Genomic DNA, 22694 nt, shown 5'->3' with positions numbered 1-22694 from the left:
ATAAAATAGAGACATGGAAATACAAACTGCCGATTTGCTTTTTGTTCCCAATCAACATCATGATATGGATGAAGCAATTGCTGCATCAACTGGTGATTATGTGCATGTTGGGATTGCTATTGATAGTGAGTATGTGATTCATGCCAGTCCACGCTATGGCGTTGTCACGCAATCATTAGCTGTATTCTTAGATGAATCTAATCATGTGGACGTCTATCGACCAATGGTTGAAAATGTCACGAATATTGTGCAACGTGCGCAACAATTTGAACATCGACCTTATAATTTTTCGTTTTATAAAAATGATCCAGGGGTTTATTGCTCCCAGCTAGTCGCGTCTGCATTTGAAGGTGTGATTGATTTTGATGAAGAACCTATGCAGTTTGGTGATGGTGAACAGGAAATATCACAATTCTGGTCCGATTATTATTTAAAACTAGGTGTTGATGTACCATTAAATCAACTAGGAACAAACCCTAACAAAATGGCAACGTCAGATGATTTGCAATTAATCGGTAAAATATAAGCACTAATACTTTGATTTATAAAAAACGCATGATATGCAGTGAACTTCACGTCATATCATGCGTTTTTTTGGTGGTCATATGTGATGAAAATCCAAGTTACAGATGATTAATTGTTACGCTGTAAGTTCAATAGTCGTTCACGCAAGACATCATCATAAGCTGTTAAATAGAGACCGTATTTACCGCGTTTGATTAACACATTCAACACGTTAGCGATGAAATCTTGGTATTGAGCTGGCGTAAATTGTAAATCTTTTCGCTTCTTAAAAATTTCTTTGTGCGAGTATTTTTCTGGGATAATCGTCATGCTGTCTGTTTTGGCATCATAACCAAAGGATGGTCCAATAATCATGCCAACATAATTTAAATCGAAACCCTGTAACGTATAAATTGTGCCAACCTGTGTGATAGATGATTCTCTTTTAGCCCAGTGCGTTCGTTGCGGATCCCATTCATCCCAAGGTAAAGAGAAAGAATCCATTTCAACATTATGTCGACCAGAAATTCTCGGAAATCCAGATGTTGCAACGACACGGCTTAAGCCAAATTCTTGATTCTGAGATTTTATTTTCTCATAAAGCGCACCGGCAGTCGAAAAGACTTTAAATTCAAATTGACTATTATCAGGGAACGGTGTAATGGCTTTTTGGGCAGTTAAATTGTCTAGCCAATCGACTTGTGCATCGCTGGCAATCATGCGATATTGAAAGGTCATATTAAACTGTCGATAAGGATGTTTTCCAATTGTATCTAATAGTAATTTTTGTGACCAATACATTTTTGATTGAAAAACTTGATTAAAATCGTAAACAACGACCACTATTTTGGCTAAACTCATCAAGTCAGTGAGTTGATTTTCACCACGATAGTGGGCATAGGGTTCAGATTTTGAGTATAATAAGTGGGCTTCATCAACAAAAATGACATCGTAGTTATGATTATTTTTTTGTGCCTCATTAATGAGTGCAGTTGGTCGGCGAATGTTACGGGGGTTGAGTCCAGGAACATCGGCAGCCATATCTTGATAGGCTTTATAAAGTTCTGGATGGTTGACGACTAAGGCTGTTTTATAGTGTTTGTCTGTCATATATTGCTGGACAAGTTGCATTAGAACAACAGATTTACCAGTGCCTGCAGCGCCTTGGATAATGGCGACAGCATGTTGCTTATTTGCGATACTGTCATTAATATAAGTATTCATGTTAGCGATGACACTTTGCTGGTCATCAGATAGCTTGTTAATTAAGAATTGCTCTTTTAGAATGTCGTTCATTAGTCATCACCTCATTAATAATTATTATACTATAATGTTATACATCTGTCGGCTAAATTAAAAAGTAGCTCACCAAGCGTTTAATGGTAAGCTACTGCCTAAAAAGTTTATTTTATTGTGAGTTAAGAGTCACTTTTATGCTTTAATATATTCTTTTTCTGAAATAATAATATCGTCTGTAGCGACATCAATATCTGCATAGAGGTCAGTCACTTCGGGGTGTGCAAGATAATAGTCAGCTAAGTGGTCTGCAATCTTATCTTGCAACACACGGCGTAATGGTCGCGCACCAAGCGCAGGGTTGTAGCCCAGAGCTACTAACTTAGATTTTGCTGCGTCACTGACACTGATATGTAAATTATTATCAGCTAAATTATTGTTCATGTCTGCTAACATGAGATCGATAATTGTTACAAGATGCGTTTTTGAAAGTTGTTCAAATTCAATAATGTCGTCAAAACGATTTAAAAATTCAGGTCGGAAATAATTTTCTAAACGTTGTAATAATTTATTTTGTGCATCTAATTGGTTAAATCCCATTGGGGCATTGCCGGTGTCAGTTGAGCCAGCATTTGATGTCATGATAATAACGGTGTCTTTGAAGCTGACAACGTGACCCTGCGCATCGGTCAAACGACCATCGTCCAAAATTTGCAAGAACATGTTCATGACATCAGGATGTGCTTTCTCAATTTCATCAATTAAGATGAGTGAATAAGGATGGCGACGTACTTGTTCAGTTAACTGACCGGCTTCTTCATAACCAACATAGCCAGCGGGGGCACCAATCATTTTAGAAACTGCATGTTTTTCCATGTATTCAGACATGTCGAAACGAATCAGGGCTTCTTTACTGCCAAACATCTCTTGTGAGAGTTGTTTAGCTAATTCAGTTTTTCCAACACCGGTGGGGCCAACAAATAAGAATGAACCAATCGGCCGGCCGGATTTTGTTAAACCAATACGATTGCGGCGAAGGGCTTTAGCAACTGTTTGAACCGCAAGATCTTGTCCGATAACATGTTGAGACAATTGCTTGTCTAATTCTTGCAATTGGTTGGCTTCGTTATCCTTTAAATCGCCGACGGGTATATCTGTTTTATCTTCAATGATTTGTAGAATATCTTTTTCGGTGATAGTTTGTGGTTTGAACATTTCTGGATGTGCTTCAACTTGAGCCTTTTGAGATTCGAGCTGATTGGTTTGATCACGCCAGTAACTTGCTTTCTCAAAATCTTCTTTATCAATTGCATCTTGTTTCAGTTGATCGGCAGCATCTATTTTTGATTGAATGGCTTTTGGATCGGCAATTGTCATAGTCAAATTTTTACGAGAGCCAGCCTCATCAATTAAATCAATCGCTTTGTCTGGCAAAAAACGTTCAGGAACATAGCGATCCGATAATTCAACGGCAGCAGCAATAGCTTCATCGGTAAACGCAACATGATGATAAGCTTCATAGCGTTGTTGGATACCTTGTAATATTTTGATTGTTGCTTCTTTTGATGGTTCTGAAATTTGAACGGGTTGGAAACGACGTGCAATAGCACCATCTTTTTCTATTTTACGGTATTCATTTAATGTCGTTGCGCCGATGAGTTGGAATTCGCCACGGGCTAGGGCAGGTTTTAAGATATTACCGGCATCCATGCCGCCTTCTGCATTACCAGCACCCATAATTTCATGCACTTCATCAATAAACAAAATCACATCGTCGTTGTCGGCTACTTCTTTCATTAATTGCCGCATACGGGCTTCAAATTGTCCACGCATAGCAGTACCTTGTACCATGGCAGACATAGCTAAACGAATGACGTCTTTAGAACGTAGTTTTTCAGGTACTTTATTAGCAACAATTGCTTGTGCCAAACCTTCGACGACAGCTGTTTTACCTACGCCAGGTTCACCGATGAGAACAGGGTTATTTTTGGTGCGGCGATTAAGTATTTCAATCGTACGAGCAACCTCTAAATCACGACCAATCACTGGATCGAGTTTACCTTCACGCGCTTGTTGGGTGAGGTTAATACCATATTCTTCTAGTAAGGTTGGTCTTTTTTTTGTTTTATCTTTTTTATTCTGTTGTTGGTTAATGTTATTTTGATTGTCCGGTTGTGCAGATTGCATTTGGTCGTTCATTGCCCGCATCATCTCATCAAAATTGATATTGCCAAATCCAAAGGGGTCTTGTGCTGCCATAATATTCAGTCGTATCAGCGTAGTAATAACCAAGCCATTAATGCGCAGATACATTTCCTTTCTATAGTAATATGACATTAGTATAACACCTTAACATTAAATTGCAATTAAAATTAGCACTCTTTTGTTTTGAGTGCTAAAAAGAAATATTGTATACTATTAGATGAGGTGATTAAATGGACTATGAACAATTACTAATCGACTTACGTGATGGCAAAATTGATCAAATTGCCATTACGCCAGAAACTTTCCCAGCATTTCAAAAAATATGGCGAGATTTCCCTTCTCAAAATCGTATTCGAGGTGTCGCAGGAAAACAAGGTAACATTAAATATATTCGTGCAAATTAGTCGGCAAGGAAACGTATTTTTATGCTACAATATTATAAGTTAAACATGATATAAAGTGCGCACAGTTTTTGATAATAAAAAGCACAAAAGGGGCAGACATCGTGGCATTTTCATTTGGACAACGAAACGTCGGTATCGATCTTGGTACGGCCAACACATATGTATATATTGAAGGACGTGGTATTGTCTTGCGCGAGCCGTCTGTTGTCGCACGAAACACGCAAACAAACGAAGTAGTCGCTGTGGGTTCTGAAGCTAAAGATATGCTTGGCAGGACACCTGCTAGTATTGCAGCTATTCGACCAATGCGTGATGGCGTGATTGCGGATTATGATACGACAGTGGCAATGATCAGGTATTATTTACAAAAAGCATTGGGCGGTCGTATTGGTAAGCCATATGTTACCATTGGTGTCCCTTCAGGTGTGACAGCTGTAGAGCGTCGCGCTGTGATTGATGCTGCTCGTGTCGCTGGCGCACGTGATGCCTATGTGATTGAAGAACCATTTGCTGCAGCTGTTGGTGCAGGATTACCAGTGATGGATCCGACCGGTTCCATGGTTGTAGACATGGGTGGTGGTACAACTGATGTTGCGACTATTTCATTAGGTGGTATCGTATCCAGTCGTTCAATCCGTATCGCCGGTGATAAGCTAGATGAGGCAATTGCTAATTTTGTACGTAATAAGTATAATGTGACAATTGGTGAACCGACTGCGGAACGTTTGAAAATTGAAATTGGTGCCGCTTCATTAGAATTGGCAAGAACATTACCAAATGCATCGGTACGTGGTCGCGATTTGTTGACTGGCCTTCCGAAAACAATTGATGTCACAGCTGAAGATGTTGCTATGTCTATTCAAGGGCCTGTCCAAGAAATTGTTGTTGCAATTCGTGAAACATTAGAATCTACGCAACCTGAATTGGCTGCCGATGTTATCGATCATGGTATGGTCTTAACCGGTGGTGGGGCAATGCTTCGTGATATGGATAAAATAATTCAAGAAGCAACAAAGGTGCCAGTCTTAATTGCTAATGAGCCACTTGATGCAGTAGCTATTGGTACAGGTGAAGCGTTGAAATCTATTGACGTGATGCGACACAGTTAACATTAAATTAGGATAAATGAACACCAGCGTAGCGCTTGCGCTACGCTTTTATTTTTGAAACAAGGGGACACAAAATGCGTAAAATATTTTCGTCACGCGCTGTTGTAACAATTATTATCTCGCTTATTGTGATTGTGGGGCTGATAGCGGGATCTAATTGGTGGGCAAAACGAACGAACACGCCACCTTTTTTACAACGTTTTGGTAACGACTTAGCTGGTGGCGCAAGTCGTGTTATTTCAGTGCCGACCAATGCTATTGGTCGTTCAGCTAATAGCATTGGCAATTTATTAGATACATTTGAAGAAAATCGTGAATTAAAATCTAAAATTGACGAATTTGCACAAGATAAAGTGAGATTACAAACCGTTGAGGAAGAAAATAAGGCGCTTAAAGCACAACTCAAACTTAAAGCAACTTTGACGGACTATAAAACAGTCTCTGCAGTTACTATTAGTCGATCGCCAACCACGTGGCAATCACAGTTAGTTATCAACAAAGGATTAAGATCAGGGCTTAAAAAAGGCATGCCAGTCTTATCTGGCGCCGGAATTATTGGGCGCATTAGCGAAGTTAATACGACCAATTCGAAAGTAGCGCTAATTTCTGACACGAGTGAGGATGCTAATCGATTTGCTATCACCATTAAAGGCGGGAATGGTGATGTTAACGGTATCGTTACGAACTTTAATCGCGAAAAAAATCAATTAATTATGAGTCAAGTAACGTCAGAAAATAAGATTAAAGCTGGCGACTTGGTTGAAACGTCTGGACTAGGGGGAGTCATTCCTGCGGGACTTTACGTTGGTAAAGTTGCTAGTGTAACTCGAGATGACTATGGGTTATCTAAACGTATTAATATAGGACCAGCAGCTGATTTGGGCAATATTACAACGGTTGTTGTTGCCGTATCTCAGATTGGAGGGCAATAATGGCTTTTTGGCAGTTGACACGGTTACGTGTTGTCTATCCGATAATCTTATTGTTTTTACTATTCGCTGATGGGTCGTTAATGGCTGGTATGAGCGGCATTTTTACCGCTTTTCCGTGGTATATCTTGCCGACGCTCACATTAGTTTGGTTGTTTTATGCTGTTCAATTTGATGCTGGGAAAGATATGCCTTTCTGGCTATACGTTGTGCTTATCGGTATCTTATTTGATATGTACTATACGGGTATCTTTGGAACATATACGCTGGCATTTGTGGCAGCGGTCGCTGCTATGAAACAACTCCACAAAATATTAGATGAGCGTTTACTCAGTGGCATATCAATATTTTTGATTGGATTAATTGTTTATTTAATGGTTACCTATGTAGCAGGATTCATAATTGGCATTTCAAATGTTAGTCTAGTAACTTTTTTGGCATTTGAAGTTTTGCCAACAGCCGCTTTGAATGTTATTGTGGCAGCAATTTGTTACTATCCGACTTGGTCTTTATTTCAATTTTTAAGATAAACCTTGACAAAAACAAAAAAAAGACTATACTAAGAGCTATATTAAAAAACGTTGAGCAGAAGAGTAATTTAACATTTTCGTCAGAGAGTTTGCGGGTGGTGTGAGCAAATGATTAGGTTAAATGAAACACATTTGCGAGTGTGTGATTGAATTAAGTAGATTACATCGGGGTTGCCCGTTACCGCATATAGTCTTTTGACTTATTAAGGCATGCAACCAGTGATGGGGTATGTAATAAGAGGTGGCACCGCGCAAAAAAACGCCCTCTGAGTACTATTGTATTCAGAGGGCGTTTTTGTGTTAACCATAAAAGACTAGCAGAGTAGTTTTGTGTGAACAAAATTAAAATCTGAGGTGGTATCACGCTGACGCGTCCTCTTGCAAATTATTTTGCAAGAGCTTTTTTTAATTAAAGTGATGTTATTAATAGCGTATTTAAAGAAGGAGTAACTGATGAACTATTTCCTAGAGATATTACCAAATCTATTGTCGGGTTTAAAAATGACATTGGGGGTATTCTTTTTCACAATAATCGGATCGGTCCCATTGGGTATCATTGTGTCCCTTGGCATGAAATCGGAATACTTTACAATCCGTTGGTTAATTAATGGTTATATTTGGATTATGCGAGGCACACCATTATTGTTGCAATTAATTTTTGTCTATTATGGATTAGGCATGATGGGTATTACTTTTCCAAGATTTGAGGCGGCAATTATCGCCTTTATTATTAACTATGCGGCTTATCTGGCCGAAATTTTTCGTGGTGGCTTACAATCTGTTCCGCATGGGCAATATGATGCTGCTAAAGTTTTAGGGTTTACACGCATGCAAACATTTTTTAAAATTGTGTTACCACAAGTCATCAAAATTGTTGTACCGTCATTTGGTAATGAAGTCATTAATCTTGTTAAAGATACCTCATTAGTGTATGTCATTGGATTGGGAGACATATTACGGGCAGGTAACATCGCAGCTAGTCGCGACGTGACGTTGATTCCTTATTTACTTGTTGGTCTAATCTATCTCATCATGACCGCGATTGTGACAGTACTGTTGCGACGCACTGAAAAACGTTTAAACATTTGGAGATAAGCCATGTTAGAAATTAAAAAATTAACTAAAAAATATAGTAGTAATATCATATTTAGAGATTTAGATTTAGCCGTATCCGATGGTGAAGTACTCAGTATCGTTGGACCTTCTGGTATAGGAAAGACGACTTTGATTAAAATTTTAGCTGGTCTAGAAACTGCTGATGCTGGAGAAGTGACCTTAAACGGCGAAAAATTACCTGTTAATGGGACACGCACAGATGCTAAAGTTGGCCTGATTTTTCAAGATTTTAATTTATTTCCAAACTATACTGTGTTAAACAACATCATTTTAGCGCCAATTAATGTCAATAAAGAAGATAAAGCATCTGCTAAAGATAGGGCACTTAATATTCTTGAGACTTTAGGTATGTCAAATAAAGCAGATTTGTATCCATTCCAATTATCAGGTGGTCAAAAGCAGCGCGCAGCGATTGCACGAGCACTAGCGATGAACCCTCAAATTCTAGCGTACGATGAGCCGACAAGTGGACTAGATGAGGCATCGACTAAACAGGTTGCTGACATCGTTAAAACTTTAAAGCAACGTGGTGTGACACAGCTAATTATTACACATGATCAATTTTTCGCGGAAATGGTATCAGATCGGGTCTTTGATTTTTCAAAGGAGGTAGCACGTTGATGGTGAGTATGAAGAAAAAAATAGTTGTGAATTCAATTATTGGGTTATTATTTATAGGGATAGTGGTTTGGTTAGCAGTTGGATTAAGTGCGAGTGCGAAGCACAATTCACAAAATAATCAGGCAACTGCTAAAACTGACGATTGGAACCGCATAAAAAAAGATAAGCAAATTACAATCGGTTTGGATGACACTTTTGTGCCTATGGGATTTCGAGATAAAAGTGGTAAAATTATTGGATTTGATGTTGATTTAGCTAATGCTGTTTTTAAAACGATGGGAATCAAAGTTAATTGGCAGCCAATTGATTGGTCAATGAAAGAAACAGAATTAAATACGGGCAATATTGATGCCATTTGGAATGGTTATACTAAAACTGATGCCCGTGCGAAACAAGTCGCCTTTTCAAATACTTACCATAATGCCACACAAGTTTTGGTGACGCTAAAGAAAAATAATATTAATGCGTTCTCTGATATGCAGGGTAAAGTGCTGGGCGATCAAACAGCTTCCAGCGGCGATGAAAGTTTTAATCAGCACCCTAAAGTATTGAAAAGATACGTTAAAGATCAAAAAGTCATTGGTTATGATACTTTTGATAAGGCATTTAATGATTTAAATGCTGGTCGAATTGACGGTCTTTTAATTGATGAGGACTATGCACGTTATTATGTGGCACACCAAGCAAATCCAACAAATTATACGGTAACTGTCGGTGGCTTTTCTGTTGATGAAACAGCGGTTGGCTTCCGTAAATCAGATGTGCAATTACGACAAGCGGTCAATCAAAAGTTATCTGAGTTCAAAAAAGATGGTCGTCTGAAGCAAATTGAAAATCGCTGGTTTTCAAACTAAAAACAAAAAAATGGCCACTGATTTATAGTCAGATGTCAGCCACAATAAAGAGCGTAAAGCAGGTTGTAAAAAATAACAAGCTTTAGGCTTTTTATTTAGGTTATTTGTCATAAAATTGTTAAAAATGGTAAACTAGTATTATTACTATAAATTGAAAGAGGGTTGGCATGCTAAGGGATTCACTATGGATAATAATAGTCATACTGCTAATTGTTAACACCTTTGGGGCGATTATTGCTGTTTTTAGTCAGAAAAGAGATATCGCTACCATTTGGGCTTGGTTACTTGTCCTAATAACGTTACCAGGTGTCGGATTTTTTATTTTTTTCTTGGTAGGTAGTCGTATCTCAAATAAAAAAATTTTCCGTTTAAGAACACAAGATATGCGCGGATTAAAGCAAATTGCAGATAATCAACGCCAACAATTAGAAAAGATTGAAAAACTATTACCAATTCCTGATTCGGCCTCTGAATTAGTTCGTTTGTTTTTGACATCGGATGATGCAGTATTGACGCGCGGAAATGATATTCAAACTTTTACGAATGGTTTTGATAAATTTAATGCCTTGTTTGAGGACATTAAACAAGCGACACATCATATTCATTTGGAATACTTTACAATTTATGATGATAAGATTGGCAATCAATTGATTGATTTGTTGACCAAAAAAGCGCGAGCAGGCGTTGAAGTTAGAATTGTTTTTGATCAATTTGGTTCGCACGGACAACACCGAGATATGTACAAGCGATTGCGTGATGCTGGTGGCAAAGCGGCACCATTTCTGATGCGACGATTTCAACTTTTGACCTTACGTTTCAATTTTAGAAATCACCGTAAAATAGCCATTATCGATGGTAAAATTGGCTATATTGGCGGCTTTAATGTTGGGGATCAATACCTTGGCTATTTTAAGAAGTTTGGTCATTGGCGTGATACGCATATTCGTATTCATGGTGATGCCGTGTTGGCTATGCAAAGTCGTTTTTTGATGGATTGGAATGCGACCGCCGAAGCCAAAGAGGTACTGTCAGAAACGATTGACTACTTTCCAGAGATTGTGCAATTACCAGGGCGTGCGATGATTCAAATTGTATCTAGTGGACCCGATAACGATATGAAACAAATTAAGCAAGGCTTTATGCGAATGTTTGCTTCAGCACGGACTGAAATAATGATTCAAACACCGTATTTTATTCCAGATGCCGCGATTCTAGAAACGCTTGAAATAGCGGTGATGTCAGGTGTTCGTGTACGCTTGATGATTCCTGATAGGCCTGACCATCCGATTGTATACAGAGCAACACAATACTATGCAAAAGAGCTGATTGAATTAGGTGCAGAAGTGTATCGATATGATGGCGGTTTCCTACACAGCAAAGTCGTTAGCATTGATCATGAGATTGGAACGGTTGGTTCAGCTAATATGGATATTAGATCATTTGTGTTAAATTTTGAAACGAACGCGTTTATCTATGATCCAAAATTTGCAACACACTTAGAGACGCTGTTTGAACAAGATATTGAAAAGGCAACAAGACTAACAATTGAGGATTTTGAGAAACAGTCGTTCTGGTTAACTTTTCTACAGAAATTTAGCCGACTATTTTCTCCAATACTATAAAAACTATGAAAAAAATACAATTAAAAGACGGTGTGAACCTTGTTGTTCAACCCACAACACAATTTAAAACAGTACATATTGCTGTCGATTTTGCTGCGCCATTATTACAAGTTGAGAATATTGCAGCCCGCTCATTGTTAACTTATTTAACGGCTGTTAGTGCAAAACAGTACCCTAGTCAACAAAAGGTTGCGCAAAAAACGATTGACTTATATGGTGCTCAGTACCAAACAGATGTGCTGCGTTTTGGTCAGACACATCATGTACGTTATACCTTGCAAATGCCAGCGCCAACGTATATTGGTGAAGAAAGCAATTTGTTACATGAGGCATTTGCTTTTTTGCGTGATATGATTTTTGACCCATTTGTAAGTGATGGTCATTTTGACCAAGCGACTTTTGCAAAAGAAAAGCAAAGTCTAATGAACGAATTAGATAGTTTAACTGATGATAAGCAACGTTATGCGATGTCTAAGTTACGTGAATTAACCTATGATATACCTGCCATGACGATATCGTCAGCAGGACGCGGAAGTGACGTTGAAATGCTGACTTCAGAAATCGTTTATCAAGCTTATCAAGACATGATGACAAAGGATACAATGAATATTATTGTCTATGGGGATGTTGACGAGCAACGCGTTGTGTCTGAATTAAAGGCGTGGCCGCTTTTAGCACGTCAAGAACAACCATTGCAGCCATTTTACCGACAAGCGTTGCAATCAGTCATCCATGAGGAAACAGATAGACAAGTGGACATTAATCAGGCAATCATGACGATTGCCTATCGATTAGCGATTGCACCTGATGATCCGAGAAGATTTGTCGCCTTGGTTTTGAATGCACTTTTTGGTGGGTCACCATTATCTAAGTTATTTACAAACATTCGTGAAAAGGCGTCCTTAGCATACAGTATCTATTCGCGATGGCAACATGATACAGGATTTATTACTGTTGCGGCAGGGCTTGATGCGGATAAAGTGTCACAAACAGATACGATGATTCAAGCACAAATAACAGCAATTCAAGCAGGTGACTTCTCGGAAGAAACATTGTCAGCGATTAAAGCTAGTTTAGTGAATGATTATTTAAGTCAACAGGACACACCATCTAGTGAAATGGGACTGATATTTTCAAGATTGTTAACAAATCGGGAAACAACGGTTGATGAATGGACTGATGCGGTTAATGCTGTCACATCAGCAGATGTTGCAAAAATGGCACGTGAAGTCGTGATACAAAGTCGCTTTACTTTAATGCCTGAGGTGCAAGAATGATAGAAAAAAAATACACACGACTGAAAGAAAATGTCTTAACAGAAACCTTAGCCAATGGTTTGAAAGTTATCATGATCCCCAAAAAAGTGTATCATAAAACATTCGCGGTGATAACAACACCTTTTGGATCACTAGATCAAAGTTTCCAAATAAACAATGATAAGATGATTGATATTCCAGCTGGTACGGCTCATTTTTTGGAACATAAGTTATTTGAGAAGGAAAATAGTGATGCATTTACACGTTTTGGTGAACTTGGTGCCGATGCTAATGCTTTCACAAATGCGTATCAAACAAGTTATTTGTTTTCAACAACCAAAAATTTAAATTTGGCATTAAATCACTTATTAGATTTCGTACAAACGCCCTATTTTAGTGAAAAAACAATTGCTAAAGAGCAAGGTATTATTGGGCAAGAAATCCAAATGTATGACGATGATCCAAATTGGACGGTCTATATGGGATTGATGCAGCTTATGTATCCTGATGCGCCCTTGTCAGAAGATATTGCAGGCACGAAACAATCTATTTTGAAAATCACACCAGCGTTACTGTACGATATTCATCGTGCCTTTTATCAACCCAATCACTTAACGTTACAAATTGTTGGGAATTTTGATCCTAAAGAGATGCTGCAAGTTATTCGTGATAATCAAGCAACAAAAATGATTGAAAAAGTGAATGTGAAGCGCATTGAAGCGCCTATTAGCGTTCCTAAAAAAAAGCAAGAGATTAAAAAATTTGATGTTTCGCGTCCTAAAGTAGCCTTTGGTTTGCGATTGCCAGCAAGTGACATATCAGGCAAGCAGGCAACTAAATTAATGTTAGCCGCTGATATTTTATCTGATATAATGTTTGGAGAGCAGACAGATTGGTATCAAAACCTGTATAATAAAGGTATCATTGATACTGAATTTGACACGTCGTTTGATTTATTACGGCATTATCAATTTGTGACATTCTTTTCAGAAACAACTGAATACGACATATTGACGACGGCGATTGAAACGCAGTTGAGTCAATATCAGGAAATTCTTGCTGGTAAAGAAAATGATTTTGAATCTTTACGTCGTGCAACATTAGGTGAAGGCATTCAACGTTTGAATTCTTTAGAAAGTATTGCTTTACGTGGCGATGACGTACTTTTTGGTACCAATTTATTTGATAAAATTATGTTATTACAAGATTTAACATATAATGATATACTAGAAACCGCTGAAAAAATATATGTGAACGCGAAATTACAACGGTTTGTTCTGCAGAAATGACATTGGAAAAACTATGAGCGAAACTTTAACAAATCAAATAGGTGAGCAGTTAAAAGCTGCACGCCTCAAGAAAAACTTAACATTGGATGAGGTGCAAGCCGCAACTAAAATTCAAGTGCGATATCTTGAGGCCATGGAAAATAATAATCTAGGTATTTTACCAGGTGATTTTTATGTGCGTGCGTTTATTCGGCAATATGCACTTGCTGTTGACTTGAACCCTGAAGATTTATTAGGGAAAACGGGGCTGGCTTCGATTTCTCGAAGTAAGGATTTGAATCGCGCACATCGTGATAATGATGGCGTTGTACGTGCTGGTATTGATACAACACGATCAACTAAGTCACAATTATCGAATATGTTGCCAAATATTTGGCTAGGTATTTTAATTGTTTTGGTGTTAGTTGGTATTTGGTTTGTATTAACACATTTAAATAGTGGCAGTCAACAATCAAATGACGGCGGGAATGTATCCGTTTCAACTTCTACTGTACCTAGCAGTTCATCTGAATCACGTGCAACATCGTCTTCAAAAAAAGAAAAGACAAAAAAGTCTGTTAACCCTAAAATTGAATTAGGAACACCCGAACAAAATATTGCACGCCAGACAACCGTTTATAATTTAACAAAACAAAACAACCGACAGCATACAATCAAAATTAATGCACAAAATGCTGGAACCAACGTGCAAGTCACAGCGGGTGGCGCTGTCTTATTAAATGAAATGGTGACAGCTGATAAGACACTCACTGTTCCTGAAGGAACAGATGTTGTCAATGTGCAATTTACAAATGTAGCCAATGCGGTCATGACGTTTGATGGTCAAAGAATCACTGTTATTGACAGCGCAACGCCGTTTTGGAATGTATTGATAAATTTAAATAACTAAGAGGAAATTATGAATCTACCTAATAAATTAACTGTCTTTCGTATTATTTTAATTCCAGTTTTTATTTTCGTGTTGACAATTCCTTATGACTGGGGCACCGTGACTACCATGAATGTCGTGGTTCCGGTGAATTGGATAGTGGCTGCGATTGTTTTTGCTGTGGCCTCTTTGACAGACTTTTTAGATGGCAAAATTGCTCGTAGCCGACATTTAGTCACTAATTTTGGTAAGTTCGCGGACCCATTGGCAGATAAATTATTAGTAATTACTGCATTGATATTTTTAACAAGTTTTCATGTCGTGCCCGCGTGGATGACGGCAGTTATTGTGATTCGAGAATTAGCCATAACAGGATTAAGAACATTGATTGTTGAGAATAACGGTCAAGTTTTGGCTGCTCAGATGCCTGGAAAAATTAAAACATTTTCACAAATGTTTGCTATTTTTTTCTTGTATATTAAAAATTTACCATTCGTATACTTTGGTTTGCCAGTGGGAGACATATTGTTATGGATAGCAGTTATTTTTACAATATATTCTGGTATTGATTACTTTTGGCAAAATCGTTATGTCTTTTCGGATGGGATGTGAAGCGCAATAAGCGCTTTTTTCGTATCATAAATATAGAAGCGAACGTTGTCGAACAATTGTTCGTTTAATGCTTGCTTTTGACTACAAAAACAGGTAAACTAATGTGGTAAGATAAAAGGAGTTAGCCAAAAATATGGTTACAAAAAAAACGACTAAAAAAGATGATAAAGAGGCGCAATCTAAGGGCCGCAAATCAGCGCTAGATGAGGCGTTGAAGAAAATTGAAAAAAATTTTGGAAAAGGTTCGATTATGTTTTTGGGTGAGAATACGTTAACCCAGATCGAAACTTATCCATCCGGATCCGTTAAGTTAGATGTTGCACTTGGTGTTGGTGGCTATCCAAAGGGTCGAATTATTGAAGTTTACGGCCCAGAGTCATCTGGTAAGACAACTATTGCACTACATGCTGTTGCAGAAGTGCAAAAAGCAGGTGGTACAGCAGCCTATATTGATGCTGAAAATGCGTTGGATGTTAAATATGCTGAAGCATTAGGTGTTAAAAAAGATGAACTGTTGCTATCTCAACCTGATACAGGCGAACAAGGGTTAGAAATTGCCGATGCCCTAGTACAATCGGGGGCTGTAGATATCATCGTGATAGATTCAGTTGCAGCATTGGTACCACGTGCAGAAATCGAAGGCGAGATGGGTGATGCTCATGTGGGATTGCAAGCACGATTGATGAGTCAAGCGTTACGTAAATTGGCTGGCACTTTAAACCGTACCGGAACAATCGCCATTTTCATTAATCAAATTCGTGAAAAAATTGGTGTGATGTTTGGTAATCCTGAAACAACACCAGGTGGTCGTGCATTGAAATTTTATTCGACGATTCGGTTAGAAGTCCGTCGTTCAACCCAAATTAAAGATGGAACCGAAGTCACTGGAAACTTAACTAAGGTCAAAGTAGTTAAGAATAAAGTAGCGCCACCATTTAAGGTAGCTGAAGTAGATATTATGTATGGTAAAGGTATCTCTCAAACAGGAGAAATTCTTGATTTGGGTGCGGAGCAGGAAATTATTCGAAAAGCCGGCGCCTTCTATTATTATAATGATATTAAAGTTGGCCAAGGCCGTGAAAAAGCTAAGGAATTTTTGGATTTGCCTGAAAATGCAGAAATGCGTCAAGAAATCTATGCCAAAGTGCGAGATGCATTTGGCATAGGTGATGGCGAGTCACTTGTTGACCAGTCAACAGAAGAGGTTGTTTCAACAACAGATGACTCTGAAGCGTTGAATTTAGTTGCAGATGATGATTTAACAGACGAACCTATTGTATAAATAATGTAAAGAAAAAACGAAAACGCTAGGGCGTTTTCGTTTTTTTTGTTACAATGCAAGTAAATAAACATTTGGAGAGGAATGCACTTTAAGCTAATTGAGTGTATTAATATCATGACAAAAATTTTAGTAGTGGATGACGAACCAGCAATTTCAACCTTGTTGAAATACAATTTAGAGCAAAATGGTTATCAAGTTACAATAGCGGCGGATGGACAATCAGCTTATGAACTTATTGGAGAACAAACTTTTGATGCTATCTTGCTTGATTTGATGTTACCGGTGATGGATGGCATGACCGTGTTAAAAAATTTACGTCAAGATAAAATAAGTACACCAGTATTGTTGGTTACAGCTAAAGGTGACGAGTTTGATCGCGTGTTTGGATTAGAACTAGGTGCGGATGATTACATTACTAAGCCCTTTAGCCCACGAGAAGTGCTTGCGCGGCTAAAAGCAGTATTACGACGATCTCAAAATGATCAGACAAGTCCCGATAAACCAGATGTCGTTGAAATACAAGATATTATTATTGATGATAATAAAAAAGTTGTCACTAAATCTGGTAAGAATTTAACTCTGACACCACGAGAATATGAGTTATTACTCTATTTTTCTCAAAGAATCGGACGGGTTATTGATCGTGAAACGATTTTAACGGCCGTATGGGGATATGAGTATGTTGGCGAAAGTCGCATGGTAGACATGCATATTAGTAATTTACGAGAAAAGGTGGAAAATAATCCGAAGTCACCACAAATATTAAAGACAGTGCGTGGCTTTGGATATACAATGGTTAATTAGCAATGTAAAGATTGATTTACATTGCTTTACACAACGATGACAATTTTAGGGTGCTTTCTTTGACACAAGGTGCGTAATATATGATTTGTAAACAAGGAGAGGCTGCCAAGAGCCGCTACTACAAACCGAGTTTACATTACATATGCTTCCACGTGAAGCTTAAACAAAGGGAGAAGTATCCATGAACAAGACAATTGTTGGAATCGCCGGTGGCGTGATTGTTATCGCAGCAGGCGTAGCTTTTTATGCCAGCTCGCATGCAGATAAAAGTCAATCTAATACGGCGTCATCTACAACAAAATTAAGTGGTAAAGTATTATCACTTGGCTCAACAGCCTTGCAACCATTGGCAGAGCAAGTTGGGACATCGTTTCAAGAAAAAAATCCTGGCGTGACAATCACTGTTCAAGGTGGCGGATCTGGTGCAGGTTTGAGTCAAGTAGCTAGTGGCTCTGCTCAAATTGGTAATTCTGACGTGTTCGCTGAAGAAAAAGAAGGCGTTGATGCTTCCAAATTGAAAGATCATCAAGTAGCTGTTGTTGGTATTGCGCCAGTAGTTAATTCTGATGTGCAAGTTTCAAATATTTCTAAAACACAGTTACGAGATATCTTCACAGGTAAAATTACTAACTGGAAAGAAGTTGGTGGTAAGGATGAAAAAATCGTTATCATTAACCGAGCAACAGGATCAGGTACGCGAGCAGTATTTGAAAAGAATGTGTTAGATGGTCAAAATGCTGTGCAATCAACTGAACAAGACTCAAATGGTACTGTTCAAAAAATAGTATCTACGACACCAGGTTCAATTTCTTATTTGGCCTTTGCCTATTTGGATGCCTCAGGTATCAAGGCATTAAATATCGATAAAGTAACGCCAGATAAGAAAAACGTTGAAGATAACACATGGCCAATTTGGGCATACGAGCATATGTACACTAAGGGTGATGAATCTGAAGCAACAAAGGCATTCTTAAAGTACTTTGCTACAAAAGAAGTACAAAAGACAATCGTGCCAAAGCTTGGTTATATTGGTTTGACTGATATGAAGGTCACACGAGATGCAACAGGTAAAGTAGAAAATAAATAACATAGTTAGCATATATTAGAGTCCGCGAAAGCGGTCTTTTTTTGTTATGATAGTTGTAGTGGGGTAACAATATGAAAAAAACAATGCTTAAATTTTTGTCCTTTTTAGTACCTAATTTTATAGTTATTATGATGTTTGGCAATGTATTATCTTTTAATCTTCGACAGTGGTTAATTGCACTGTTTTTGATGTTGATTGCAGCAGTGATTAGTGTATTTGTTATAAGATTATGGGGAACGAGACAGCAAACTGAATTACAAGTCATGCAAAATCGGATGCTAGCTACCGTTCAAGGTCAAGAGCCACGAGGGGTACTAACAGAACCATCTTCGCCACATTATGAGTTGATTAATCAATTTAATACACTACAAAATTATATTAAGCAGGCACGACAAACAGCACAACGGGATGTGACAAACTATCAATCGCTACTGGCTAGCCTCCCAGTTGGTGTGATCAATGTCAATCGGCGACACATAATTGATGTTTTTAATGCGACTGCTGCCGATTTATTAGGCATGCAACAACCTGAAACGCCAATTGCTGAAAGTTTAGTCATTCGACAGTTCACACTATCAGAATTGATCACGCAAACTTTTAACACACAGCGTAACCAACAATCTATTCTAAATTTACAGATAAATGGTGAGGTGAAACAATATGAGGTAAGCACGCTTTATCATCAGGCTGATTTAAAGCACGCTGAGGTCATGATTATTTTGTATGATTTAACTTCTGTTTTGCAGGTTGAACGTATGCAATCTGATTTTTTGGCCAATGCTTCTCATGAGCTTAAAACGCCGCTCACTGCCATTACGGGATTTGTCGAAACCTTACAAGGACCCGCGGGTGAAGATCCTGTGACACGCCAGCAATTTTTACAGATCGTTGCTGAAGAAGCTGGGCGACTATCATCGCTTGTTAGTGATATTTTGTCACTATCACGTGTGCAACAAAAAAATGAAGCAGTGAACACAAAATTGACGATTAAAAGCTTAGTAGATGAACAATGGCAACATGTTATGACAATGGGTGCAACTAAAAATATTACTTTCCATAATGATGTGTCACAAAATTTTGTTGTTCATGGCTTGAAAAATGATTTGGAGACAATCATACAGAATTTAATTATCAACGCTGTGAAATATAATAAGCAGGATGGGGATGTGACTGTTACAGTATATAAAGATCATCAGCATTGGCAAATTAATGTGAAAGATTCAGGCATTGGTATTCCTAAAAATCAACAATCACGAATTTTTGAACGTTTTTATCGTGGTGACGAGTCACGACAACGAACAATTGCTAGTGGGACTGGTCTTGGATTGGCCATTGTTAATGAGATTGTTAGTAAACATAATGGTGAGGTGAAAGTAAATTCACAGGTAGGTGTGGGCACGACTATTAGTGTAACTTTGCCCCTGTAAATGATTTCTTTACACAATCTTTACAAAGCACCGTTAATACATTTACATCGCTTTAAGATAATAGAATAGTAGTAGTTTAATCTTGGGAGGCATTATCATGTCGAAATCACATCGCGGCACGATCGTCATAACGATTGTGGCCGTTGGTATTGCAGCAGCACTTGGAACTGCTTATGCAACACGAGACAAAAAAACTTCAGGAACGTCAATTACGGCTGTTGGTTCAACAGCTCTACAACCGTTTGTTGAAGCAGCGGGTGAAGAATATGCAAAAGCCAATTTAGGAACATTTGTCAACGTGCAAGGTGGCGGTACTGGAACGGGTCTGAGCCAAGTTTCACAAGGTGCTGTAGATCTCGGTAATTCGGACGTTTTTGCAGAAGAAAAAGAAGGCATCAATGCTAGCCGATTGGTGGATCATCAAGTAGCTGTTGTTGGCATTGCACCTTTGTTGAACAAAGACATTGGTTTAAAGGACTTAACAACCGCACAGTTACAAGCCGTTTTCACTGGAAAAGTAACGAATTGGCATCAAGTTGGCGGTAAGAATCAAAAGGTTGTTATTATCAATCGTGCAGCTGGTTCTGGTACACGTGCAACCTTTGAAAAGTGGGGATTGCTTGGTAAACAAAGTATTGAAGCGCAGGAACAAGATTCTTCAGGTATGGTGCGCTCTATCGTGGCAACTACACCAGGGGCAATTTCGTATGCAGCTTTTGGTTATATTGATGACACAATTGTAGCCGCTTCAGTTAATCATGTCGCACCCTCAAATAAAAATGTTGCGGCTGGCAAGTATCCTATTTGGTCATACGAACATGTATATACAAAGGGAAAGCCGACTGTCGCCGTTGCTAAATTTTTGGATTATTTAACTTCAAAAGAAATTCAGCGTACTTTGGTACCAAAATTAGGATACATTTCTATTCATGATATGCGCGTGACGCGCGGAGTGGATGGTAAAGTTACAGTTAAATAATTGATGCACATTAATTATTTGATGAAAATGACAAATAAGAAAACTAATGCATTTGATGCTATTTTATAATGTAACGTACAAGTGATAACACTGTCATCTTGTACGATGATATTTGATGCTATGGAGATAAAATGGATAACATTACACAGAAGTTGATGCAAAAATCTGAGTCAACAAAAAAAGATTCACTGGGACGAGCCATTAGTTTGGCAGCCTTGTCGTTAATTGTCATCGTTGTTGTGTCAATTTTTGCTTTCGTTATGAGTCGTGGCCTATCAACATTCTTCCATGATGGTGTGCATGTCACAGATTTTCTATTTGGGACAACATGGAACCCATCGGTCGTTAATCCACAAACTAAACAACCCTATATCGGCGCATTGCCAATGATCTTGGGGTCATTTTTGGTAACGTTCTTGGCGGCAATTGTTGCAACACCGTTTGCTATCGGTACATCGCTATTTATGACTGAAATTGCTCAAAAACGTGGCACAAAAATTATGCAGCCAATCATTGAATTATTAGTTGGTATTCCATCAGTTGTCTATGGTTTTATTGGTTTGACAGTTGTGGTACCCTTTATTCGTAGTATTTTTGGTGGTTCTGGGTTTGGTATTTTATCTGGTACAATTGTGCTGTTCGTTATGATTTTACCAACGATTACCTCAATGACGGTAGATACATTAAAGTCAGTTCCGAGACATTATCGAGAATCAGCATTGGCCATTGGTGCGACGCGTTGGCAAATGATTTATAAAGTTGTTTTGCGCGCAGCAACACCAGGTATTTTAACAGCAATCGTTTTTGGCATGGCGCGCGCCTTTGGTGAAGCGTTGGCGGTACAAATGGTTATTGGTAATGCGGCATTGATGCCACATAATCTCACGTCACCTGCTTCAACATTGACATCAATTTTAACTATGGGCATTGGAAATACTGTCATGGGATCGTTGCAAAACGATGTCTTGTGGACACTAGCCATGATCCTATTGCTGATGTCGTTGGTATTTAATTTGGTTGTGCGTGCTATTGGGCGTAGAGGAGAGATGAAATAATGAATGCAAAAACTGCAGATAAAATAGCAACCGGTGTGATTTATACGATTGCTGGGATTGTTGCGCTAATTTTGATTGCGATGCTTGCCTTTATTTTGGTACGAGGTGTCCCACATTTATCATGGCATTTTTTAACCTCACCAGCTAAAGCATTTGAAGCTGGTGGTGGTATTGGTATACAACTATTTAACTCGTTTTACTTGCTAATATTGGCTATGTTGATTAGTTTCCCGATTGCTTTAGGCGCAGCTATCTATTTGAACGAATATTCAAGAAAAGGCAGATTTACAACTATCGTTCGTACCGCAATTGAAATTTTGAGTTCTTTACCTTCAGTGGTAGTTGGTTTATTTGGATTTTTGATATTTGTTGTCCAATTTCGTTTTGGTTTTTCAATCCTATCTGGTGCGATTGCGCTAACATTCTTCAATTTGCCTTTGTTGACACGCTCGATTGAAACCAGTTTAGCACAAATTCCAAATCTACAACGTGAAGCCGGTTCCGCACTAGGTTTGTCACGTTGGGAAACAGTTATTCATGTTATTCTACCCGCCGCGGTACCATCAATTGTGACTGGTGTCGTCTTATCTGCAGGTCGTGTTTTTGGTGAAGCTGCTGCCTTAATTTATACTGCTGGACAATCTGCACCTGCATTAAACTTTTCCGATTGGAATCCGTTTAATATTTCGAGTCCTTTAAATCCTATGCGGCCTGCTGAAACCTTAGCTGTACACATTTGGAAAATTAATTCCGAAGGTATTATGCCGGACGTGAATGCCGTGTCTGCTGGTGCGTCAGCCGTGTTGATTATTGTTGTCCTGTTATTCAATTTGAGTGCACGTAAAATAGGGGCACAATTATACAAAAAGTTAACAAGTGCATAATAAAATCAAATTATGGTATTT

Annotated in this window: 22 protein-coding genes and 1 other annotated feature; of the genes, 20 read left to right on the top strand and 2 right to left on the bottom strand. The window is 38.4% G+C overall.

Features of this window, described 5'->3' with window-relative positions:
* Nucleotides 1-13: 13 nt before the first annotated feature.
* Entirely contained in the window at nucleotides 14-526 is a 513-nt protein-coding gene (locus AB3K24_RS07005; RefSeq protein ID WP_367974642.1) for a YiiX/YebB-like N1pC/P60 family cysteine hydrolase, read from the top strand.
* 107 nt (nucleotides 527-633) lie between these two features.
* On the opposite strand, the gene AB3K24_RS07000 is transcribed toward AB3K24_RS07005, so the two are convergent.
* Both AB3K24_RS07000 and AB3K24_RS06995 read right to left on the bottom strand, forming a co-directional pair.
* Nucleotides 634-1800, bottom strand: a complete 1167-nt coding sequence (locus AB3K24_RS07000; protein ID WP_367974640.1) for a DUF2075 domain-containing protein — start codon at nucleotides 1798-1800, stop codon at nucleotides 634-636.
* Between the two features lie 135 nt (nucleotides 1801-1935).
* On the bottom strand, nucleotides 1936-3999 hold the full coding sequence (locus AB3K24_RS06995; protein ID WP_367975598.1) for an ATP-dependent Clp protease ATP-binding subunit: 2064 nt from the start codon (nucleotides 3997-3999) through the stop codon (nucleotides 1936-1938).
* A 176-nt stretch (nucleotides 4000-4175) separates the two neighbouring features.
* Between AB3K24_RS06995 and AB3K24_RS06990 the strand changes: the two genes are divergently transcribed.
* The 19 genes from AB3K24_RS06990 to pstA all read left to right on the top strand — a co-directional run bounded on the left by AB3K24_RS06990 (nucleotide 4176) and on the right by pstA (nucleotide 22673).
* Nucleotides 4176-4349, top strand: coding sequence for a hypothetical protein (locus AB3K24_RS06990; protein WP_367974638.1), 174 nt, complete (start codon nucleotides 4176-4178; stop codon nucleotides 4347-4349).
* Between the two features lie 101 nt (nucleotides 4350-4450).
* The gene (locus AB3K24_RS06985; RefSeq protein WP_367974637.1) at nucleotides 4451-5458 is read left to right on the top strand and encodes a rod shape-determining protein; all 1008 of its coding nucleotides are present in this window, start codon (nucleotides 4451-4453) and stop codon (nucleotides 5456-5458) included.
* Between the two features lie 74 nt (nucleotides 5459-5532).
* Nucleotides 5533-6390 carry a rod shape-determining protein MreC gene (gene mreC, locus AB3K24_RS06980; protein WP_367974636.1) on the top strand — a complete coding sequence of 286 codons (858 nt, stop codon included), beginning with the start codon at nucleotides 5533-5535 and terminating at the stop codon, nucleotides 6388-6390.
* Complete coding sequence (mreD, locus tag AB3K24_RS06975; RefSeq protein WP_367974634.1) at nucleotides 6390-6917, top strand: rod shape-determining protein MreD; 528 nt, start codon at nucleotides 6390-6392, stop codon at nucleotides 6915-6917. The genes mreC and mreD overlap by 1 nt, the downstream gene beginning before the upstream one ends.
* A gap of 42 nt (nucleotides 6918-6959) precedes the next feature.
* Nucleotides 6960-7187 (top strand) — a binding site (T-box leader).
* Nucleotides 7188-7370: 183 nt separating this feature from the next.
* Nucleotides 7371-8012 carry an amino acid ABC transporter permease gene (locus tag AB3K24_RS06970; protein WP_367974632.1) on the top strand — a complete coding sequence of 214 codons (642 nt, stop codon included), beginning with the start codon at nucleotides 7371-7373 and terminating at the stop codon, nucleotides 8010-8012.
* A gap of 3 nt (nucleotides 8013-8015) precedes the next feature.
* Nucleotides 8016-8654 (top strand): amino acid ABC transporter ATP-binding protein, encoded by a 639-nt coding sequence (locus tag AB3K24_RS06965; protein ID WP_367974631.1) that lies wholly within the window; start codon nucleotides 8016-8018, stop codon nucleotides 8652-8654.
* Nucleotides 8654-9508, top strand: coding sequence for an amino acid ABC transporter substrate-binding protein (locus AB3K24_RS06960; protein WP_367974630.1), 855 nt, complete (start codon nucleotides 8654-8656; stop codon nucleotides 9506-9508). Before AB3K24_RS06965 ends, AB3K24_RS06960 begins: the two co-directional genes overlap by 1 nt.
* A 167-nt stretch (nucleotides 9509-9675) precedes the next feature.
* Nucleotides 9676-11130 carry a cardiolipin synthase gene (cls, locus tag AB3K24_RS06955; RefSeq protein WP_367974628.1) on the top strand — a complete coding sequence of 485 codons (1455 nt, stop codon included), beginning with the start codon at nucleotides 9676-9678 and terminating at the stop codon, nucleotides 11128-11130.
* A 5-nt stretch (nucleotides 11131-11135) separates the two neighbouring features.
* The gene (gene yfmF, locus AB3K24_RS06950; protein ID WP_367974627.1) at nucleotides 11136-12407 is read left to right on the top strand and encodes an EF-P 5-aminopentanol modification-associated protein YfmF; all 1272 of its coding nucleotides are present in this window, start codon (nucleotides 11136-11138) and stop codon (nucleotides 12405-12407) included.
* Nucleotides 12404-13675, top strand: coding sequence for an EF-P 5-aminopentanol modification-associated protein YfmH (gene yfmH / locus AB3K24_RS06945; protein WP_367974626.1), 1272 nt, complete (start codon nucleotides 12404-12406; stop codon nucleotides 13673-13675). The genes yfmF and yfmH overlap by 4 nt, the downstream gene beginning before the upstream one ends.
* A 13-nt stretch (nucleotides 13676-13688) precedes the next feature.
* Nucleotides 13689-14564, top strand: coding sequence for a helix-turn-helix domain-containing protein (locus tag AB3K24_RS06940; RefSeq protein WP_367974625.1), 876 nt, complete (start codon nucleotides 13689-13691; stop codon nucleotides 14562-14564).
* A 9-nt stretch (nucleotides 14565-14573) separates the two neighbouring features.
* On the top strand, nucleotides 14574-15155 hold the full coding sequence (pgsA, locus tag AB3K24_RS06935) for a CDP-diacylglycerol--glycerol-3-phosphate 3-phosphatidyltransferase (RefSeq protein ID WP_367974623.1): 582 nt from the start codon (nucleotides 14574-14576) through the stop codon (nucleotides 15153-15155).
* A 133-nt stretch (nucleotides 15156-15288) separates the two neighbouring features.
* A complete protein-coding gene (gene recA, locus AB3K24_RS06930) occupies nucleotides 15289-16437 on the top strand; it encodes a recombinase RecA (RefSeq protein WP_367974621.1) in 1149 nt (382 codons plus the stop codon).
* A 114-nt stretch (nucleotides 16438-16551) separates the two neighbouring features.
* Nucleotides 16552-17241, top strand: coding sequence for a response regulator transcription factor (locus AB3K24_RS06925; protein ID WP_367974619.1), 690 nt, complete (start codon nucleotides 16552-16554; stop codon nucleotides 17239-17241).
* Between the two features lie 181 nt (nucleotides 17242-17422).
* The gene (locus tag AB3K24_RS06920; protein ID WP_367974617.1) at nucleotides 17423-18328 is read left to right on the top strand and encodes a phosphate ABC transporter substrate-binding protein; all 906 of its coding nucleotides are present in this window, start codon (nucleotides 17423-17425) and stop codon (nucleotides 18326-18328) included.
* A 71-nt stretch (nucleotides 18329-18399) separates the two neighbouring features.
* Nucleotides 18400-19755 carry a sensor histidine kinase gene (locus AB3K24_RS06915; RefSeq protein WP_367974615.1) on the top strand — a complete coding sequence of 452 codons (1356 nt, stop codon included), beginning with the start codon at nucleotides 18400-18402 and terminating at the stop codon, nucleotides 19753-19755.
* A 97-nt stretch (nucleotides 19756-19852) separates the two neighbouring features.
* Nucleotides 19853-20734, top strand: a complete 882-nt coding sequence (locus AB3K24_RS06910) for a phosphate ABC transporter substrate-binding protein PstS family protein (protein WP_367974614.1) — start codon at nucleotides 19853-19855, stop codon at nucleotides 20732-20734.
* A 131-nt stretch (nucleotides 20735-20865) separates the two neighbouring features.
* A complete protein-coding gene (pstC, locus tag AB3K24_RS06905) occupies nucleotides 20866-21789 on the top strand; it encodes a phosphate ABC transporter permease subunit PstC (protein ID WP_367974612.1) in 924 nt (307 codons plus the stop codon).
* Nucleotides 21789-22673 carry a phosphate ABC transporter permease PstA gene (pstA, locus tag AB3K24_RS06900; RefSeq protein WP_367974611.1) on the top strand — a complete coding sequence of 295 codons (885 nt, stop codon included), beginning with the start codon at nucleotides 21789-21791 and terminating at the stop codon, nucleotides 22671-22673. The genes pstC and pstA overlap by 1 nt, the downstream gene beginning before the upstream one ends.
* Nucleotides 22674-22694: the final 21 nt, after the last annotated feature.

The organism is Leuconostoc aquikimchii (assembly GCF_040838325.1).
Taxonomy (GTDB): domain Bacteria; phylum Bacillota; class Bacilli; order Lactobacillales; family Lactobacillaceae; genus Leuconostoc; species Leuconostoc aquikimchii.
The sequence above is the reverse complement of the archived record's forward strand: the minus strand, read 5'-3'. Positions and strand labels throughout refer to the sequence as shown.

Coding starts and splice junctions, on each gene's coding strand:
- AB3K24_RS06990 (WP_367974638.1), top strand. CDS start 4,176: ATGGACTATGAACAATTACTAATCGACTTACGTGATGGCAAAATTGAT.
- pstC (WP_367974612.1), top strand. CDS start 20,866: ATGGATAACATTACACAGAAGTTGATGCAAAAATCTGAGTCAACAAAA.
- mreC (WP_367974636.1), top strand. CDS start 5,533: ATGCGTAAAATATTTTCGTCACGCGCTGTTGTAACAATTATTATCTCG.
- AB3K24_RS06910 (WP_367974614.1), top strand. CDS start 19,853: ATGTCGAAATCACATCGCGGCACGATCGTCATAACGATTGTGGCCGTT.
- AB3K24_RS07005 (WP_367974642.1), top strand. CDS start 14: ATGGAAATACAAACTGCCGATTTGCTTTTTGTTCCCAATCAACATCAT.
- AB3K24_RS06925 (WP_367974619.1), top strand. CDS start 16,552: ATGACAAAAATTTTAGTAGTGGATGACGAACCAGCAATTTCAACCTTG.
- yfmF (WP_367974627.1), top strand. CDS start 11,136: ATGAAAAAAATACAATTAAAAGACGGTGTGAACCTTGTTGTTCAACCC.
- recA (WP_367974621.1), top strand. CDS start 15,289: ATGGTTACAAAAAAAACGACTAAAAAAGATGATAAAGAGGCGCAATCT.
- pgsA (WP_367974623.1), top strand. CDS start 14,574: ATGAATCTACCTAATAAATTAACTGTCTTTCGTATTATTTTAATTCCA.
- AB3K24_RS06995 (WP_367975598.1), bottom strand. CDS start 3,999: ATGGCAGCACAAGACCCCTTTGGATTTGGCAATATCAATTTTGATGAG.
- AB3K24_RS07000 (WP_367974640.1), bottom strand. CDS start 1,800: ATGAACGACATTCTAAAAGAGCAATTCTTAATTAACAAGCTATCTGAT.
- AB3K24_RS06965 (WP_367974631.1), top strand. CDS start 8,016: ATGTTAGAAATTAAAAAATTAACTAAAAAATATAGTAGTAATATCATA.
- cls (WP_367974628.1), top strand. CDS start 9,676: ATGCTAAGGGATTCACTATGGATAATAATAGTCATACTGCTAATTGTT.
- AB3K24_RS06960 (WP_367974630.1), top strand. CDS start 8,654: ATGGTGAGTATGAAGAAAAAAATAGTTGTGAATTCAATTATTGGGTTA.
- AB3K24_RS06920 (WP_367974617.1), top strand. CDS start 17,423: ATGAACAAGACAATTGTTGGAATCGCCGGTGGCGTGATTGTTATCGCA.
- yfmH (WP_367974626.1), top strand. CDS start 12,404: ATGATAGAAAAAAAATACACACGACTGAAAGAAAATGTCTTAACAGAA.
- pstA (WP_367974611.1), top strand. CDS start 21,789: ATGAATGCAAAAACTGCAGATAAAATAGCAACCGGTGTGATTTATACG.
- mreD (WP_367974634.1), top strand. CDS start 6,390: ATGGCTTTTTGGCAGTTGACACGGTTACGTGTTGTCTATCCGATAATC.
- AB3K24_RS06970 (WP_367974632.1), top strand. CDS start 7,371: ATGAACTATTTCCTAGAGATATTACCAAATCTATTGTCGGGTTTAAAA.
- AB3K24_RS06915 (WP_367974615.1), top strand. CDS start 18,400: ATGAAAAAAACAATGCTTAAATTTTTGTCCTTTTTAGTACCTAATTTT.
- AB3K24_RS06940 (WP_367974625.1), top strand. CDS start 13,689: ATGAGCGAAACTTTAACAAATCAAATAGGTGAGCAGTTAAAAGCTGCA.